Origin of the sequence: Methylobacterium brachiatum, from assembly GCF_020523825.1 — a bacterium.
GTDB lineage: Bacteria > Pseudomonadota > Alphaproteobacteria > Rhizobiales > Beijerinckiaceae > Methylobacterium > Methylobacterium brachiatum.
Genome location: NZ_JAJALK010000015.1, coordinates 16,785 through 33,960, shown reverse-complemented (window position 1 = coordinate 33,960; position 17,176 = coordinate 16,785). Strand labels below are relative to the sequence as shown.

At 69.6% G+C, this 17,176-nt stretch carries 13 protein-coding genes; 5 read left to right on the top strand and 8 right to left on the bottom strand.

Translation table 11 applies throughout. The annotated features are described in order from the left end of the window. Window positions 1–87: 87 nt before the first annotated feature. The 4 genes from fchA to LGR69_RS25225 all read right to left on the bottom strand — a co-directional run bounded on the left by fchA (window position 88) and on the right by LGR69_RS25225 (window position 4,158). Window positions 88–729 (bottom strand): methenyltetrahydrofolate cyclohydrolase, encoded by a 642-nt coding sequence (fchA, locus tag LGR69_RS25240; RefSeq protein ID WP_091858299.1) that lies wholly within the window; start codon window positions 727–729, stop codon window positions 88–90. Window positions 730–739: 10 nt separating this feature from the next. Continuing rightward, a complete protein-coding gene (locus LGR69_RS25235; protein ID WP_007559576.1) occupies window positions 740–1,603 on the bottom strand; it encodes an NADP-dependent methylenetetrahydromethanopterin/methylenetetrahydrofolate dehydrogenase in 864 nt (287 codons plus the stop codon). Between the two features lie 301 nt (window positions 1,604–1,904). Continuing rightward, window positions 1,905–2,846, bottom strand: coding sequence for a D-2-hydroxyacid dehydrogenase (locus tag LGR69_RS25230; protein WP_007559578.1), 942 nt, complete (start codon window positions 2,844–2,846; stop codon window positions 1,905–1,907). A gap of 103 nt (window positions 2,847–2,949) precedes the next feature. Further along, the gene (locus LGR69_RS25225; RefSeq protein ID WP_007559580.1) at window positions 2,950–4,158 is read right to left on the bottom strand and encodes an aminotransferase class V-fold PLP-dependent enzyme; all 1,209 of its coding nucleotides are present in this window, start codon (window positions 4,156–4,158) and stop codon (window positions 2,950–2,952) included. 534 nt (window positions 4,159–4,692) lie between these two features. Here LGR69_RS25225 and LGR69_RS25220 point away from each other — a divergent pair. Genes LGR69_RS25220 through LGR69_RS25210 form a run of 3 tightly spaced genes read left to right on the top strand, consistent with a single transcriptional unit; the run spans window position 4,693 to window position 7,228 of the window. Next, window positions 4,693–5,508 (top strand): UDP-2,3-diacylglucosamine diphosphatase, encoded by an 816-nt coding sequence (locus tag LGR69_RS25220; protein WP_007559582.1) that lies wholly within the window; start codon window positions 4,693–4,695, stop codon window positions 5,506–5,508. 11 nt (window positions 5,509–5,519) lie between these two features. After that, entirely contained in the window at window positions 5,520–6,566 is a 1,047-nt protein-coding gene (locus tag LGR69_RS25215; RefSeq protein ID WP_230367731.1) for a glycosyltransferase family 4 protein, read from the top strand. Window positions 6,567–6,604: 38 nt separating this feature from the next. Then, window positions 6,605–7,228, top strand: coding sequence for a ribonuclease HII (locus LGR69_RS25210; RefSeq protein WP_230367730.1), 624 nt, complete (start codon window positions 6,605–6,607; stop codon window positions 7,226–7,228). Window positions 7,229–7,368: 140 nt separating this feature from the next. Here the strand turns inward: LGR69_RS25210 and LGR69_RS25205 are convergent, their stop codons facing one another. The 3 genes from LGR69_RS25205 to LGR69_RS25195 all read right to left on the bottom strand — a co-directional run bounded on the left by LGR69_RS25205 (window position 7,369) and on the right by LGR69_RS25195 (window position 13,606). Further along, entirely contained in the window at window positions 7,369–9,726 is a 2,358-nt protein-coding gene (locus LGR69_RS25205) for a membrane-bound PQQ-dependent dehydrogenase, glucose/quinate/shikimate family (protein ID WP_230367729.1), read from the bottom strand. Between the two features lie 283 nt (window positions 9,727–10,009). Beyond that, window positions 10,010–12,142: a methyl-accepting chemotaxis protein gene (locus LGR69_RS25200; protein ID WP_230367728.1), complete on the bottom strand. Its 2,133-nt coding sequence runs from the start codon at window positions 12,140–12,142 to the stop codon at window positions 10,010–10,012. Between the two features lie 351 nt (window positions 12,143–12,493). Next, a complete protein-coding gene (locus LGR69_RS25195) occupies window positions 12,494–13,606 on the bottom strand; it encodes a PA0069 family radical SAM protein (RefSeq protein WP_230367727.1) in 1,113 nt (370 codons plus the stop codon). Window positions 13,607–13,758: 152 nt separating this feature from the next. Here LGR69_RS25195 and LGR69_RS25190 point away from each other — a divergent pair, with 152 nt between their 5' ends. After that, window positions 13,759–14,289 (top strand): hypothetical protein, encoded by a 531-nt coding sequence (locus LGR69_RS25190; protein WP_230367726.1) that lies wholly within the window; start codon window positions 13,759–13,761, stop codon window positions 14,287–14,289. A gap of 138 nt (window positions 14,290–14,427) precedes the next feature. Next, window positions 14,428–15,882, top strand: a complete 1,455-nt coding sequence (locus tag LGR69_RS25185; RefSeq protein ID WP_230367725.1) for an amino acid permease — start codon at window positions 14,428–14,430, stop codon at window positions 15,880–15,882. Here LGR69_RS25185 and moaB read toward each other — a convergent pair. Beyond that, the gene (gene moaB / locus LGR69_RS25180) at window positions 15,872–16,429 is read right to left on the bottom strand and encodes a molybdenum cofactor biosynthesis protein B (RefSeq protein ID WP_230367724.1); all 558 of its coding nucleotides are present in this window, start codon (window positions 16,427–16,429) and stop codon (window positions 15,872–15,874) included. The genes LGR69_RS25185 and moaB overlap by 11 nt on opposite strands. Window positions 16,430–17,176: the final 747 nt, after the last annotated feature.

The following is a 17,176-nucleotide window of genomic DNA, read 5'->3' as shown; positions in this document are numbered from 1 at the left end:
TTTCGGCAAAAAGAAAGGCCGGGCGCCCAATGCACCCGGCCTCGACTATCGATCCATTTGCGGCACCCGTGGCGGGTGCGGCTCGGTTCAGTTCACCTTGGCCTTGACGACCCCGTAGACCTTCTCGGTCAGCGCGCCGGCCTCGGCCAGCAGGCCTTCGAGTTCCTGGAGCCGCTCGTCGGCAAAATCCCGGTCCTCGATCCCCTTGGCGTTGACGTAGACGTTCAGCGCCGCGCTGCGCAGGCCGGCATAGGCTGAGAGCACCGCAACGCCGGCATCGGAGACGACGTTCAGATTGCCCTTCTCGGCGGTGATCGCCGCGAGGTCGATCACCGTCCGGCAGGCCCGGCAGCAGGAAAGCGGCACGTCGGTGGCCGTCTTCAGCGCCGCCTGGATCGCCGTGGCGCGGGCCGCCTTCTCGTCGTCGGTGCCCTTGGGCAGGCCGTAGGCGCCCATCACGGCGTCGAAGGCCTGGACGTCCTCGCCGATCATGCCCGTGAGCACGACCCGCAGGCCCTCGGACCGGGCGAGCACGTCCTTCAGCTCGGCCTCGACCTCCACGTACTTCTTCTTGCCGATGGTGAGGTTGCAGACCATCGAGACCAGGGCCGCGCCCATGGCGCCGGAGATCGCCGCCGCGCCGCCGCCGCCGGGGGTCGGGGCGGCGCTCGCCAGCCCCGTCAGGAAGGTCTCGATGCTGTCGGTCTCGGGGGGACGCGTGTCGGTCACCGGCGCCTCCTCAGGCCATCGACTTGGCGAGCGCGTAGATCTCCTCGGCATCGAGCACCTGCTCGGTGCTCTCGAAGAGCTGGCCGACGCAGGCCCGGTGCAGCTTGAGCTTCAGGCCGCCGATGCCGAGCGCCCCGAACGCCTTCTTGCCGTTACGGTCCTTGCCCTTGTCCATCACCTCGATGCCGCCGATCCCGGTCGGGGGCTGGGCATTGTAGTCGGCGACGATCTCGACCGCCGGATCCTGGGCCCAGGCGGCCTCGGGCAGCAGCTCGACCCCGATGGCACCGGCCGTGAAAATGAGGTTCTTGCCCTTCACCAGGGCGATGCGGGAGGCCTCGTCCGGCGTCGCGGCGGCCTTCACGTTGACCTTGAAGCGCGCATTGATCGCGTCGGCGGCGGCCTGGGTCTTGTCGAGGGCGCGGCCCGCGATCGTCACCTCGGCGCCCTCGCCGGCGAGCAGCGCGGCCGAGCGCATGCCGACCGGGCCGGTGCCCGCCAGCACGACGGCCGTCTTGCCCTGAAGCGAGCCGGCGGCCTTGGCCACAAGGGCGACGCCGGCGGCTGCCGTGGTGTTGGAGCCGTTGGAATCGAGCATGACCGAGACCCGGAACGGGCCGAAGAAGCGCTTCTTGACGGCGGTGAACAGCTCCTCGCCGGCCGCCATGCTGCCGCCGCCGACGAAGATCGCCGTCGACTTCTTCTCGGAGCCGCCGCGGGTGTAGATCGTGCCATCGACCAGCGCGCCGACATTGTCCGGATTCACGCCGCCGTAGCCGGTGATGTGGTCGGCACCGCCATCGTAGCCGACGACCGTGTCGAACACGTTCGGCACGGCATCGGTGTCGAACAGGAACAGCAGCTTCTTTGTCATGCTTTTTGGACCTTATCCGTCGCGCCTGTGAGGCGCCGTCGTGATGTCTTCTCGATCCGTTCCCAATCTCGAGGGGAGCGGACGGCCTAAATGTCAGAACTCGGCTCCGCGCGTCTCCCTCCCCCCTCTGCGGGGGAGGGTGGCCCCTGCGTCAGCAAGGGGTCGGGAGAGGGGAACCCGGCTTCCGGAAGAGGCGCGACCGGCATGAGGGGCGCAGCCCGCTTCGGCGCCGTCGCTCCCCTCTCCCGACCCCCTCCGGGGGCCACCCTCCCCCACAGAGGGGGGAGGGAGAGCCCGAGCCCTACTCCACCACGTTCTGCGGCTTGCCGGCGACGAACGCCTCGACGTTGTCGACGAGCTGGTCGGCCAGGATCTGCATCGCCTCCTTGCTGGCCCAGGCGACGTGCGGGGTCACGATCAGGTTCGGCAGGTCGGCCTCGCACAGGATGTTGCCGTCTTTCGGCGGCTCCTGCGCGACCACGTCGAAGCCCGCCCCCGCGATGGTGCCGTCCTTGAGCGCGGCCAGCAGCGCGGCCTCGTCCACCAGCCCGCCCCGGGCGGTGTTGATCAGGATGGCGTTCTTCTTCATCCGCTTGAGCTCGGCGGCGCCGATCATCCCCTTGGTGTCGGGGGTGAGCGGCACATGCAGCGTGATCACATCGGACTGCGTCAGGATCGTCTCGAAATCGACCAGCCCGTCCTGCGGGAACACGTCGTAGGCCAGGACCTTCATGCCCAGCGCCTCGGCGCGCTTGCCGATCGACTTGCCGAGCGCCCCGTAGCCGACGATGCCGAGCGTCGAGCCCGCGATGTCGTAGATCGGATAATCGAAGTAGCAGAACTGCTTGGACTTCGCCCAATCGCCCCGCTTCACGGAGTTGGCGTAAGGCACGATCGCCCGGCGCAGGGCGAACATCAGCCCGACCACGTGCTCGGGCACGGTGTTGAACGCGTAGTTGCGGATGTTGACGACGGTGATGCCCTGGGCCTTGGCCTGGGCCTTGTCGACCACGTCCGTGCCGGTCGCGGCCACCGCGATCAGCTTCAGGTCGGGGAGCTGCTTCAGGGTCTCGGCCCGCATCGGGACCTTGTTGATCAGCGCGATCTCCGCCCCCTGGAGCCGAGCCACCGTGTCCTCCGGCGTCCAGGTCGAGTCGTGCTCGACATATTCGTGCGGGAAGCTGAACGGCCGGACCGTCGCGTCGAGGGACTCACGGTCCAGGAACACGATTTTCTTCGTCATGGATCCCCTCTCGGGCGACGGGCGGTTTCCTCGGGATTCTTGTTCTTACTTGCGCGTCGAAGCGGAGCCGGCAAGCCGACCCCGCTTCGACGACGGGCGTGAATTACGCCTTGTGCAGCGGATTCTCGCGCAGGTAGCTCGATGCCGCGGCGACGCCCGAGCCCGGCGTGACCTTGATGCCGCAATCGAGCATCGCCATCTCGGCGCCCGCGATAGCGCCGAGCAGGGACAGCTCGTTCAGGTCGCCCAGGTGGCCGATCCGGAACACCTTCCCGGCAACTTTCGACAGGCCGGCGCCCAGCGAGAGGTTGTAGCGCTCGTAGGCATGCGTGATCACCTTGGCGGCGTCGGCGCCCTCCGGCACCACGATCGCCGTGACCGTGTCGGAGTTCCACTTCGGCTCCTTGGCGCAGGGCTTGAGGCCCCAGGCCGCCACCGCCTGGCGGGTCGCCTCGGCGAGGACGTGATGGCGGTGGTAGATGTTCTCCAGCCCCTCCTCCTTCACGATCGCCAGGGCCTCGCGCAGGCCGTAGAGCAGCGGCAGGACCGGGGTGTAGGGGAAGTAGCCGGTGGCGTTGGCCGCGAGCTGGTCCTTCCAGGCGAAGTAGGCGTGGCCGAGCCGGTCGTTGCGGCCGGTGCCGCCCTCGGCGATCTTCAGCGCCTTGGGGCTGATGCAGATCAGGCCGAGGCCGGCCGGCAGCATGAAGCCCTTCTGCGAGCCCGCGATGGCGCAATCGACCTTCCACTCGTCCATGTAGAACGGCAGCGAGCCGATCGACGAGATGCCGTCCACGAACAGCAGCGCCGGGTGGCCGGCGGCGTCGAGCGCCTTGCGCACGGCGGCGATGTCGCTGGTGACGCCGGTGGCGGTCTCGTTGTGGACGACCATCACGGCCTTGATGGCGTGGTCCTTATCGGCCCGGAGCGCCTCCTCGATTTTCTGCGGATCGGCGCCGGTGCCCCATTCCTCCTCCTGGACGATCACGTCGAGGCCGAGGCGCTGGGCCATGTCGACCCAGAGGTGGCTGAACTGGCCGTAGCGGGACGTCAGCACCTTGTCGCCGCGGCAGAGGGTGTTGGACAGGGCCGATTCCCAGATGCCGGTGCCCGAAGACGGGAACAGGATGACCGTCCCGGCGGTCGAGCCGAACACGATCTTGGCGTCCTGCAGCAGCGGCTTCACCAGCTCGGGGAAGCCCGGCGAGCGGTGATCCTCGGACGGCACGTGCATCGCGCGCAGGACGCGGTCCGGGATGTTCGTGGGGCCGGGGATGAAGAGATGGTTGCGACCGGGGCGCCGGGTTGCGGCCATGGTGTTTCCTCCAAAAACTCTGTTGTGCGCGGGCGGACCCGCGCCGGTTCGTTCGAACGTCCTCGGCGGCCGTGTCGGGCATCCTGCGAGCGGCGCCGGTGGCCGCGGCAGACCGCAGCGTCCCGAACGTCATCCGCGTCATCCGTGGATCGGGGGGCTCAGCGGAGCGGCAGGCGGCCTCGTGCCGCTCGCGTCGCGGCGCGCCCCCGCGCGCCGGTCGCCTCCGAAATGCCGTCCCGTTCTACGGCGCCTCGTCTCAAGGCACCCTGGCCGCCTTCCAGTACGCGTCCGGCCCGGCTCACGCCGAGCCACCGGTTATCTGGTATTATGAGGCGGCGAAGCTCGGAAGCAAAACCGGAAAAACTTCGGGATCGCGGTAAAAAAATTTTTTGTGCGCCGCAACGCCAGCTATTCGGGCTTGAGAACTTCCGCTGCAGCGCACCACAACACCCACAGCGATCCACCCCCGCGTCATCAAACTGAGACGTGATCGCGCTCTGGATCCCGGCACCGTTCGACCGCCGGGAGGGTGACGTGGCCGAGGATGAGGAGATGCCGGTCCGGGTCCGCACGCTGTTCCTGTCGGACCTGCATCTCGGAACGCGCGGCTGCCAGGCCGGGCTGCTCCTGTCGTTCCTGCGCGATTACGACGCCGACACGGTCTACCTGGTCGGCGACATCGTGGACGGCTGGCAGCTGCGCTCCGGCTGGTACTGGCCGCAGGAACACAACGACGTCGTCCAGAAGCTCCTGCGCAAGGTGCGCAAGGGCGCCCGGATCGTCTACCTGCCGGGCAACCACGACGAGTTCCTGCGAGACTACGTCGGCACCAATTTCGGCGGCATCGAGATCGCCGAGACCGCGATCCACGAGGCGGCCGACGGGCAGCGCTACCTGGTGATCCACGGCGACCAGTTCGACATGGTGGTGCGGCACTCGCCCTGGCTCGCCCATCTCGGCGACGGCGCCTACACGCTGGCCCTGACGCTCAACACCGTGATCAACCGGATCCGGCGACGGGTCGGCCTGTCCTACTGGTCGCTCTCGGCCTGGGCGAAGCTGCGGGTGAAGAACGCCGTCAGCTTCATCGGCCGGTTCGAGACGATCCTGGCCGAGGAGGCGCGTCGCCAGGGCGCGAACGGCGTGATCTGCGGGCATATCCACCACGCCGCCGACCGGGCGATCGGCGATTTGCGCTACCTCAACACCGGTGACTGGGTGGAATCCTGCACCGGGCTGATCGAGCATTACGACGGCCGCATCGAGGTGCTGCACTATCCGAGCATCCTGCGGGCGCGCGAGGCCGAGGCTGCGCCGCGGGCCGTGACGGGCCGGCGCGCGGTGGCGTGAGGGATCGCTCGGTGAAGCTCCTCATCGCCAGCGACGCCTGGCATCCGCAGGTCAACGGCGTGGTCCGCTCCCTGGAGCAGATGGTCCGCCGGGCGCCCGAGCACGGCTTCGAGACGGCCCTGCTCTCGGTGGCCGATTTCCGTTCGCTGCCCCTGCCGGGCTACACGGAGATCCGCCTGGCCCTGGCCGGACGGGACCGGGTGGCGGCGCGCTGGGCCAAGGAGCGGCCGAGCCATGTCCATATCGCCACCGAGGGGCCGATCGGCTTCGCGGCCCGGCGCCACTGCCTGGCCCACGGGCTGCCCTTCACCACGAGCTATCACACGCGGTTTCCGGAATACCTCGCGGCCCGGCTGCCGGTGCCGGAGGCGTGGTCCTACGCCTATCTGCGCAGCTTCCACGGCGCGGCCCGGGGCACGATGGTCAGCACCCCGACCCTCCAGGCGGAGCTGGAGGCCAGGGGTTTCACCCACCTGATGCGCTGGACCCGCGGGGTCGACACCGAGCGGTTCCGCCCGGCCGCCCCCGGCGAGCCGCCGCCGGCGGAACTGGCACAACTGCCGCGGCCGCTGTTCCTCTATGTCGGCCGGCTCGCCGTCGAGAAGAACCTCGCCGCCTTCCTCAGCCTCGATCTGCCCGGCACCAAAGTCGTGGTCGGCGACGGGCCGGACCGGGCGCGGCTGCAGGCCCTGGCTCCGGAGGCGCGCTTCCTCGGCACGCGGACCGGCGCGGCGCTGGCATCGGTCTACGCCGCCTGCGACGCCTTCGTGTTCCCGAGCCTCACCGACACGTTCGGCATCGTGCTCCTGGAGGCCATGGCCTGCGGCCTGCCGATCGCCGCCTTCCCGGTGCCGGGACCCAACGACGTGCTGAGTGGGACCCGGGTCGGGATCCTCGACCACGACCTGCGCGCGGCCGCGCTCGCGGCGCTCCGCCTGTCCCGGGCCGAGTGCCGGCAGGAGGCCCTGCGCCGCGGCTGGGACGTCAGCGCCGATCAGTTCTTCGGCAACATCATCGAGGCGCATGGCGGCGAGCGGGGCACCCGGAACGCCGCCTGAACCGTGACGACGGCCGCGCGGGATGGCAGGACGGCCGCATGCCGCCCGTGAAGCGAACCAGATCCATCCTCACCCCGCCCTTCGACCCGGCCCGCGCCAAGAATTACCCGCCGGTGATCGGCTGCGACGAGGTCGGGCGCGGCGCCCTGTGCGGACCGGTGGTCGTGGCCGCGGTCTGGTTCGACCCGAATGCGATCCCCCCGGCCCTGCTGGGCGCCCTGGACGACAGCAAGCGCGTGCCCGAGCCGGTTCGCGCCCAGCTAGCGCCCCTGATCCGTGCCCATGCCCGGGTTGCCGTGGCGGCGGGCTCCCGGGCGCTGATCGACCAGATCAACATCCGCGCCGCGACCCTCGACGCCATGGCGCGGGCGGTGGCACGCCTCGGCATTGCGGCGCCGGTCCTGGTCGACGGCCGGGACGCCCTGCCCGGCCTGCCGGGCCGCGCGGTGGTCGGCGGCGATGCCCTGGTGCCGCAGATCGCCGCCGCCTCGATCGTCGCCAAGGTCTTCCGCGACGACCTCATGCGCCGGCTGGCCGAGCGCCATCCGGGCTACGGCTGGGAGCGCAATGTCGGCTACGGCACGGCCCTGCACCGCGCTGGCCTGACGGCCCTGGGCCGGAGCCCGCACCACCGTCTCAGCTTCACCCGCGGGTTCGGCTAGGTTTCAAAAGGTCGGGACCTGCGGGTGCAGGGCAGAGCCCTGCTGTCGGGCTTCGACCGATGCATCCAGGGGCTCCGCCCCCGAACCCCGCCAAAGAGCCAGCCCTTTGGGAACCCCGATTTTGCCGTCTTCGAACCGGATCACTTCGATCCGGAATCGGCGGGCAGCGCGTAGGCGACCACGTAGTCGCCGCGGTCGGGGGACTGGCGGGCGCCGCCGGCCGTGATCACAACGTATTGCCGACCGGTCTTGGGCGACCGGTAGGTCATCGGCGCCCCCTGGCTGCCCACCGGCAGGCGGCCCTTCCAGACCTCGCGGCCGGTCGCGGCATCGAACGCCCGCAGGTAGTAATCCTGGGTGCCGGCGAAGAAGATCAGGCCCGAGCCGGTCACCAGGGACCCGCCGAGCGAGGGCATGCCGATCGGGATCGGCAGGTGCATCTTGATCCCCAGCGGCCCGGTATCCTCGACCGTGCCGAGCGGGACCTGCCAGGCGATGCGGCGCGCCCTCAGGTCGATGGCGGTCAGCGTGCCGAAGGGCGGCTTCTGGCACGGCACGTTCAGCGCCGACACGAAGCGGTTGCGCAGGGAGACGTAGGGCGTGCCGCGCATCGACGACAGGCCCATCTCGGTGCCGGCGGCCTTGCCGGTCTCGACCTGTTCCCTCGGGATCAGCCGGTTCCACAGGCCGAGCCGCATGTCGTTCACGATCAGGTAGTCCCGGCTCATGTCGATCGCGGTGCTGCCCCAGTTCATGCCGCCGAGCGAGCCCGGCATCTGGAGCGCGGTGTCGAAGCCCGGCGGGGTGAAGGTCCCCTCGTGGCGCATGGTCTTGAACTGGATCCGGCACAGGAGTTGGTCGAACGGCGTCGCCCCCCACATGTCGGCTTCCGTCAGGGTCTCTGTGCCGATCGACGGCATGTCCGAATAGGGCTGCGTCGGCGCGTAATGCTCGCCCGGCACATTGCCTTGCGGCACCGGCCGCTCGGTGATCGGCGCGATCGGCGCCCCCGTCGCGCGGTTCAGCAGGAAGATCTGGCCGTGCTTGGTGGCGGCGATCAGCCCCGGCACGGTGCCGCCGTTGCCGTCGGGCAGGTCGTAGAGCGCCGGCTGGGCCGGCACGTCGAAGTCCCACAGGTCCTTGTGCACGAGCTGGACGTGCCAGCGCGGCCGCCCGGTCGCCGCGTCCAGCGCGAAGATCGACGAGTTGGTGGCATCGTCCTGCGCGGTGCGGTGGCCGCCGAAGAAGTCGGGCGTCGCGTTGCCGGTGGGCGCGTAGATCAGGCCCAGGGCCGAATCATACGCCATGCTGGTCCAGACGTTGGGCGTGCCGCGCGTATAGGTCTCGCCCGGCGGCGGCAGGCGGGTGGTCGCCGGGTTGCCCGGGTCCCAGGCCCAGCGCAGCTCGCCGCTGGCGACGTCGTAGGCCCGGACCACGCCGCCGGGCTCCCCGGTCTCGATATTGTCGGCGACCCGGCCGCCCACCACCACGAGATCGCCGGCGATCAGCGGCGCCGCGGTCTGCGTGTAGTAGCCGGATTTGACTTCACCCATGTCGGTCTTGAGATCGACCGTGCCGCCCGTCCCGAAATCGGTGCAGGGCTGGCCGGTGGCGGCGTCGAGGGCGATCAGGCGCGCGTCGATCGTGGCGAGCAGCAGGCGGCGGGGGCAGACCTTTCCACCCTCCGCGGCACCCGCATCGTGATAGCCGAGCCCGCGGCACCGCTGCCATTGCGGGGCGCTCGCCTTCGGATCGTGGCGCCAGCGCTGCGCGCCGGTATCGGCGTCGAGCGCGATGACGATGTCGTTGGGCGTGCAGACATAGACGGTGTCGCCGATCTGGAGCGGCGTGGTCTGGTCCTCGGCGCCGAAGCCGTTGCTCACGGCGATGTCCCCGGTGCGGAAGGTCCAGGCCGGCTGGAGTTGGGCGACGTTGGTGGCGTCGATCTGGGTCAGCCCGGCGAAGCGTGTGCCGGCATTGGTGTTGCCCCAGGCCGCCCAATCGACCTGCGGCCCCGCCTGGGTCGCCGGATGCACCGCCGCAACCTCGGTCGCGGCGATGATCGGCGCCGGCTGGAACGCCCGCAGCGTGGTCGCCACCAGGGCGAGTGCCACAGCGGCGGCGAGGCCCAGGGAGGCCCGGCGCCACGCGACGCTGCCGGATCGATCGAGCAGCGGTGCGACCAGGGCGACCACGCAGGCGAGCACCGCCAGCGCAAACAGCCGCGAGACCAGCGGCCAGAACGCGAACCCGACCTCCCAGACCGCCCAGGCCCCGGTGAGGACGAACGCCGCCCCGTAGAGCAGCGCGCCTTCGCGCCGGCGCTGGGCGACCAGGATGCCGGAGACAAGCATCGCGGCGCCCATGACCACGAAATACCAGCTGCCGCCGAGCCACGCCAAGTATGCCCCGCCGGCCAACAGGGCCAAACCCATCGAAGCCACGACCGATCCAAGCAGGATCGACACCAAATCGGCCAATGCCCTGGGTCGGCTCATCGAACAACCTCAACCGTGCGAGATGAGCGTCTGTTTATCTCGGATCGCGCAGCCGTAAACGATGTTGTTCTGCGCTTTTACCATGCACAATTTTGCAAGACGGCGATTATTTATTTCTTGACACGAGCAAATTTGTGCCTTGAGCCGCGCGCTATTGCATGACGGACCGCGAAACAATCACCGGACCGCTTCGGCGCGGGGAACAGGCCGGCCGAATCTGGTCTCGTAACCTGTGCGTCGTCTCGGAAGGGTAGCCCCGACGCAGCGCGACGCCCGCCCGGATTCAGGCGGCCCGGACATTGGCGAGGAAGCGATCCACCTCGGCCGCGAGTTGCTCGGACTGGCGCGACAGCCCGGTGGCCGAGGCGAGGACCTGCTCGGCCGCCGCGCCGGTCTGCCCGGCGGCCTGGGCCACGCCGGCAATGTTGCCGGTGACCTCCTGCGTGCCCGCTGTCGCCTGGGTGACGTTGCGGACGATCTCCCGCGTCGCCGCGCCCTGTTGCTCCACCGCGGCCGCGATCGTGGTCGCAACGGCGTTGATCTCCCGGATCCGGCCGGTGATCGCGCCGATCGCTCCCACGGCCTCGCCGGTGACGCCCTGGATCCGGCCGATCTGGCTGGCGATCTCTTCGGTCGCCTTTGCGGTCTGGCCGGCGAGTTCCTTCACCTCCGCGGCCACCACAGCGAAACCCCGTCCGGTCGCGCCAGCCCGCGCGGCCTCGATCGTGGCGTTGAGCGCCAGCAGGTTGGTCTGCGCCGCGATCGAGGCGATCAGCTGCACCACGTCGCCGACCCGGGCGGCGGCGGCGCTCAGCTCGGACACGAGGGCGGCGGTCTGGTCGGACTCGCCGACCGCCCGTTGGGCCAGGGCCGTCGAGTCCTGCACCTGGCGGCCGATCTCCTCGACGGTGCTGCCGAGCTGCTCGGCGGCGCTCGCCACGGTGTTGACGTTGGAGGCGGATTGCTCGGCCGCCGCCGCGACCGTGCCGGACTGGCTGGCGGTCTGCTGGGCGCTCGCGGTCATCTGCCAGGCCGTGGCCTGCAACTCGGTCGCGGCCGACGAGACCTGGGTGACGATGCCGGCGACCGCGGCCTCGAAGGTCTCGGCCATCTGGCGCATGACGGCCCGGCGCTGCCCCTCGGCACTGCGGCGCGCCTCCTCCGCCTCGGCTTCGAGCTGCCGGGTCCGGAGCAGGTTGTCCTTGAACACCTGGACGGCGCCGGCCATGGCGCCGATCTCGTCCCGGCGCTCCCGGGCCGGAACCACGACGGAGGCGTCACCGTCGGCCAGGGCGCGCATCGCTCCGGTCATGCTGCGGATCGGCCGCAGCACCCGCCGAACCACGATCAGCGTGCCAAACCCGGTCAGCAGCAGAGCGGCGATCAGGAACAGGGCGGTCCGCAACAGCGCGGCACGCGCCTCCTCGGTCAGCGCCTGGGCCCGATCGACCAGCGCGTCGAGCGCGGCTGTGGCCAGGTCGGCGATCGTGTTCACCTCGGCGGTGTGCCGGATGCGCAGGTCGTCGATGGACAGGCCGGTCGGCCGGCCCTGCGAGAGCGCCTCCGTGGCGGCCCGGCGGCGCGCCTCGGCCTCGCCCTCGAAATTGTCGGCCTTCGCCTTGCGGAAGGCGGCCCGGACCGTGTTCGACGGCTCATCGGCGGCGGCCGCGACGACGCCGGCCCAGGCGGCGGCCAGCCGACCGCGCTCCTCGGCCGCGGCGACGACATCCGCCTGCGACCACGGGGTGCCGGCGGCGACGGCGGCTTCGATCCGCACGACCACGCCGCCGATCAGGGCCCGCGACGCCCAGGCGGCGCGTTTCAGGTCGAGATAATGCGCAAGGCTCGCATCCCCGCGCGGGATGACGGCGTCGACCGCGTCGTTCGTCGCCAGGAAGGCGTCGAGCAGCGCTTGCGACGCCTCGGCGATGGCCGGCAGCGTGCCGGCGGGCCGCTGCGCCGCCGGAACCGCGAGAGCGGCATCGACCTGTGGGCGCAGCTTGAGCGTGGCCTCGTAGGCCCGCTGCAGCGGCTCGACCTTCGCCAGCACCGTGGGCGCATCCACCTCGCGGGCAAGCGTCGCGAGCTGGGCGAGACCGGTCGCGATGGTGGCGCGCTGGGCGGCGATCAGCGCCGCGTCCTTACCGGGAATCGGCTCGGCGGCCTTCAGGGCCTGGAGCGTGCGGCCCCGCTCCATGCGGATGGCCAGGAGATCCTTGAGTAGCGTCCGGCTCGCCTCGGTCAACGCCACCACGCGATGGCTCTGGTCCGCCTGGACCTGAGCGTCACGCAGGGTCGAGACCCCCGAGGCGATCAGCATGACGCTCATCGAGAACAGGGTCGCGCACAGGATCTTGCCGATCGTCAGGGTCGTGAGCTCGAAGCCGGCGAACGTGAAGGGTTGCCCACGAGACATCGGAAGCGGTTCCATCAAGATGAAAATGTGTTGCCGGATGATTTTCGATCCTATTTTAGAAAAACTCTAAAGATCTATCAGCGGCATAATCTCTCTGGATCCGAATCACGACGTTTGCAACACGAATGTGTGACACTTTCCATTGGTAAATACTGTACCGCAGGAATTGCTTTTCCCTGGAAATGCGCTCGCTATCTCACTTGAGACGGATGCCGGCACGGCCATCATTGCGTGGCCCATCGGCTGAGATCTGATTCTCCCGGCGGAATCCGCGTCGGGAGCGAAGGTCGACTTTCGTGCGGCCGGTACCGCACCGGCAATCGCTCCCGCGGATCCCGGGCGAGCGTCCCGTCAGAACAGCGCGAGCTGCGCCCCCGGCTTGCGGAACGCCGCCTCGTTCAGGGCCATCCGCCCGAAGGCGAAGCCGAGCCGGCCGCCGGCGAGGCGAACCCGCTGGCCGATCATCTCGGCATAGGCCCCCTCCCCGCGGAAGCGGTGGCCGAATCGGGGATCGTTCTCGCGGCCGCCCCGGGCCTGGCTCAGCAGCGCGAAGGCCCGGGCCCGGCGCTCGGGATAGTGCTCGGCGAACCAATCGGCCACGAGGTCGGCGACCTCGCCCGGCAGGCGCAGCAAAGCATGGCCGATGCGGCTCGCGCCGTTCTCCCGGGCGCAAGCCAGGATCGCCTCGATCTCGTGGTCGGTCAGCCCCGGGATGATCGGCGAGACGTTGACCATCACGGGCACGCCGGCCTCGCTCAGGCGCCGCATCGCGGAGAGCCGCTTCTCCGGCCGCGGCGCCCGTGGGTCGAGCCGCCGGGCGAGGTGCGGGTCCAGCGTCGGCAGCGAGACGGCCACCAGCACGAGGTTCTCGGCCGCCATCTCGGCCAGGATGTCGAGGTCGCGCAGCACGAGGTCGGACTTGGTGGTGATGCCGACGGGATGGCGGGCCTCCCGCAGCACTTCCAGCACGGCGCGGGTGATGCGGTGCTCCCGCTCCACCGGCTGGTAGGGATCGGTGGCGGTGCCGAGCGCGATCGTCGCCGGCCGGTAGCCCGGCGCGGCGATCTCCCGCGCCAGGACCCGGGCGGCGTCGGGCTTGGCGACGATCCGCGATTCGAAGTCGAGCCCCGGCGACAGACCGAGCCAGGCATGGGTCGGCCGCGCGTAGCAGTAGATGCAGCCGTGCTCGCAGCCGCGATACGGGTTGACCGACCGGTCGAACGGGATGTCCGGCGAGGTGTTGCGGGCGATGATCCGCGCCGTGCGCTCGCGGGTGACCTGGGTGCGCAGGGGGGCGGGGGCAACCGCCTCCCAATCGCCGTCCTGGAAGACCTCGCGCGCGGCGTCGTAGCGACTCGTCTGGTTGGCGGTGGCGCCGCGCCCGCGCCGAGCCTCCGGAGGCCGCGCGCTCGGGCCGAGGCGCAAAGACGCCTCGGGAATGGATCCGCTCGGACTGTCTGCCATGTTGCGCCGCCTGGTTCCTCGATCAGAACATAGCGCGAACGGAGACGCGGCCAACGCCTTAATTTCAGGCAAAGCCGCCCGCGCGGCAGCTTCAAGGCCCGGCATCACCTCCGAGACGCGGCGCAGCGGTTTACCGCCGCGCAGAATCGTCTATGGGCGCGCTCATGCTCTCCGCCGTGACCTATCTGGCCGACCCGGCCGATCCGGACGCGATCGACCGCCTGGCCGACACGCTCAGCGTGCTCGTTTCGGGCGTCGCCGGCGGCCTGATCGGCGACGCGGTGATCGTGACCGGCCGGGAGAGCGAGGCGGCCGCCGCCATCGCGGACGCCACCGGGGCGACCCTGGTGCTGCATCGTGGCGCGAGCCCCTATGCGGCCGGCGCCGCGGCGGCCCGGCGGGACTGGGTGCTGTGCCTGGAGGCCGGCGACGTCCCGGCGGAGGGCTGGATCCGCACCCTCGACCGCTTCGTCGGCACGGCCCGTCCGGAGACCGGGCTCGGCCGCCTGCACCGCCCGGCCGCGGGCTGGATTGCCGGTCTGGTCGGCCGCATCGAAGCCGTTCTCGGCGCCCGGCGGGCCCGGCCCGGCGACGTGGTGCGGCGGGACGCGCTGCGGGCCGGCGCGGTGTTCGCGCCGCGCCTCAAGGTCAGGCCGCTGATCGCCCGGATCGACCGGCCCTGATCGACAGAATGTCGCAGCTCGACTTGCCGTTATCCGCGCACGCGCGGTGAAATTCCCTGGTGCGATGGCAGAAAACTTGCTGAACTGGCGCTTATAGGCGAGCGCCGCACCCGTTGCGCCGCAGGGAAGGATGCGCCGATGGACTCCTCGGGCCTGATGGGGCGGAAGTCCGTCGACGACATCCTGGAGAGCGGCGAGGGCGAGCAGCAGCTCTCGAAGACGCTCGGGGCGCTCTCGATCACCGCGATGGGGATCGGGGCGATCATCGGCGCCGGCATCTTCGTGCTCACCGGCACCGCGGCGGCGCAGTATGCCGGGCCCGGGATCATGCTGTCCTTCGTGCTCGGCGGCATCGCCTGCGCGTTCGTCGGCCTCTGCTATTCCGAGATGGCCGCGCTGATCCCGGTGGCCGGATCGAGCTACACCTATACCTACGCGACGCTGGGCGAGTTCTTCGCCTGGCTGATCGGCTGGGACCTGATCCTCGAATACGCCATGGGCGCCGCCACGGTGGCGGTGGGCTGGTCGGGCTACGTCACGAGCCTGCTGAAGGATGTCGGCATCGTGATCCCGGCCCGGTTCGCGCACGCGCCGGGCACGGCGATCGACGGCGGCGGCACCGCCCTGTTCAACCTGCCGGCCGTGGTGATCGTGGCGCTGATCACGATCCTGCTCATGCGCGGCACCAAGGAATCGGCGCGGTTCAACAACATCATGGTGGCGGTCAAGCTCACCGTGGTGGTCGCGTTCATCGCGCTGGGCTGGGGCCATGTCGACATAGCGCATTGGAGCCCGCTGATCCCGCCGAACGAGGGCACCTTCGGGCAGTACGGCTATAGCGGCATCCTGCGCGGCGCCGGCGTGGTGTTCTTTGCCTTCATCGGCTTCGACGCGGTCTCCACCGCCGCCCAGGAGGCGCGCAAACCGCAGAAGGACATGCCGATCGGCATCCTCGGCTCGCTCGCCGTCTGCACCATCCTGTACGTGCTCGTGGCCGCCGTCCTGACCGGGCTGGTGCCGTACAAGGAGCTGAACGTTCCCGACCCGATCGCCAAGGGGGTCGATGCCATCGGCATCGGCTGGTTCGCGTTGCTGATCAAGCTGGGCGCGCTCACCGGCCTGACCACGGTGATCCTGGTCCTGCTCTACGGCCAGAGCCGGATCTTCTTCACCATGGCCAATGACGGGCTGCTGCCGAAGCTGTTCGCCCATGTCCACCCGACCTACCAGACGCCCTATCGCAGCCAGGCGCTGATCGGCGCCGCGGTCGCCCTCGTGGCGGCGCTGGTGCCGATCCACATCCTCGGCGAGATGGTCAGCATCGGCACCCTGGCCGCCTTCATTCTGGTCTGCGGCTCGGTGATCTACCTGCGCCGGACCGACCGGCACATGAAGCGGCCGTTCCGGGCCCCGGCCGTGCCGGTGGTGCCTATCCTCGGCATCCTGTTCTGCCTGCTGCTGATGGTCGGACTGCCCCTCGACACCTGGCTGCGCCTGGTGATCTGGATGGCGATCGGGCTGGTCATCTACTTCTTCTACGGACGCAGGCACTCGGTGCTGCGCCGCAAGGAGGGCAACGCCGTCACGCCGTGATGCTGGCGCCGCGCCGCAGGTGCTCGTCGAGCCGCGGCATGATCTCGACGAAGTTGCAGGGGCGGTGCCGGTAATCGAGTTGCTGTGCCAGGATGCCGTCCCAGGCGTCCCGGCACGCCCCCGGCGAGCCCGGCAGCACGAACACGTACGTCGCCTGCGCGACCCCGGCCGTGGCCCGGGATTGCAGGGTCGAGGTGCCGATCTTGTCGTACGAGATCCGGTGGAACACCGCCGAGAAGCCGTCCATCCGCTTCTCGAACAGCGGCTCCAGCGCCTCGGGAGTCACGTCGCGGCCGGTGAATCCGGTGCCGCCCGTGGTGATCACCACGTCGACCGCCGGATCGCGCAGCCATGCCTCGACCTGCGCGCGGATCGCCGGGATCTCGTCCGGCACGATGGCCCGGGCCGTGAGCCGATGACCTGCGTCGGTGAGGCGCTGGCTCAGGGTATCGCCCGAGCGGTCATCCGCCATGCGACGGGTGTCCGAGACGGTGAGCACCGCGATTCCCAGCGGGATGAAGCGGCGTGTATCGGGCTGATCGGCCATCGTGGGTTCTCCGGACTCGAGCCGGGATATGGGCCGCCGCCCCGCGCTTGTCGCCCCCCTGGGCTGCGGGCTGCCGCATCGGCAATGGGGATGTGGGCGCCTCTCCCGGGGCCGATTTCACGAGGCCTCCGCCCGGTGCGCCGAACCGTTGCGGCCTGTTCGCCCGCTGTCGTCTGCGCCGGCATCGCGCCTATGAACCCGGATTAGCCGGCAAGCGCTCCGGAACAAAGCGTGAGCGTCGCACGAAGATATTTTTTGAAAGAAACTATCTTTAGCCGATCCGGTCAAAGAAACTCAATCACGAAATCGTGCGCCTTGTGGAAAGATGATACATCTCTCCATCAATACTGCGCAACCCATCCCACAAAACCGCAGCCGAGACTGCATCCGTCGGGCGCGCTCCATTCAAGCGGCATGCCGCGGCGCCATGCCAAGTCATCGCCCGAACAATATAGTATTAGACACAAACAGCTACAAAATCTTTGATTTTTCCCGCGACTCAGACCACTCTCTTTAGGCGACGGCGTCCGGACGAGTCACCGCCCGGTGGAGACTGACATAGGTCAGTCTTCCGCGTGCCGACGACGAATCGAGATCGTATTCCGGCCTCGAACCAACGACACCCCTCATGGAGTTTCGCGCGCGAATCGTGTTCTGACCTTCGCCTCGCCGCTCGAACATATCGAGCCTGGAACGATGCCGTTCCGGACACGGGTCTTTGCTTTATCCGCGCCTGATACGCGCTCA

Coding starts and splice junctions, on each gene's coding strand:
- LGR69_RS25235 (WP_007559576.1), bottom strand. CDS start 1,603: ATGACAAAGAAGCTGCTGTTCCTGTTCGACACCGATGCCGTGCCGAAC.
- LGR69_RS25230 (WP_007559578.1), bottom strand. CDS start 2,846: ATGACGAAGAAAATCGTGTTCCTGGACCGTGAGTCCCTCGACGCGACG.
- LGR69_RS25225 (WP_007559580.1), bottom strand. CDS start 4,158: ATGGCCGCAACCCGGCGCCCCGGTCGCAACCATCTCTTCATCCCCGGC.
- LGR69_RS25210 (WP_230367730.1), top strand. CDS start 6,605: ATGCCGCCCGTGAAGCGAACCAGATCCATCCTCACCCCGCCCTTCGAC.
- LGR69_RS25205 (WP_230367729.1), bottom strand. CDS start 9,726: ATGAGCCGACCCAGGGCATTGGCCGATTTGGTGTCGATCCTGCTTGGA.
- LGR69_RS25200 (WP_230367728.1), bottom strand. CDS start 12,142: ATGTCTCGTGGGCAACCCTTCACGTTCGCCGGCTTCGAGCTCACGACC.
- LGR69_RS25195 (WP_230367727.1), bottom strand. CDS start 13,606: ATGGCAGACAGTCCGAGCGGATCCATTCCCGAGGCGTCTTTGCGCCTC.
- LGR69_RS25190 (WP_230367726.1), top strand. CDS start 13,759: ATGGGCGCGCTCATGCTCTCCGCCGTGACCTATCTGGCCGACCCGGCC.
- LGR69_RS25185 (WP_230367725.1), top strand. CDS start 14,428: ATGGACTCCTCGGGCCTGATGGGGCGGAAGTCCGTCGACGACATCCTG.
- moaB (WP_230367724.1), bottom strand. CDS start 16,429: ATGGCCGATCAGCCCGATACACGCCGCTTCATCCCGCTGGGAATCGCG.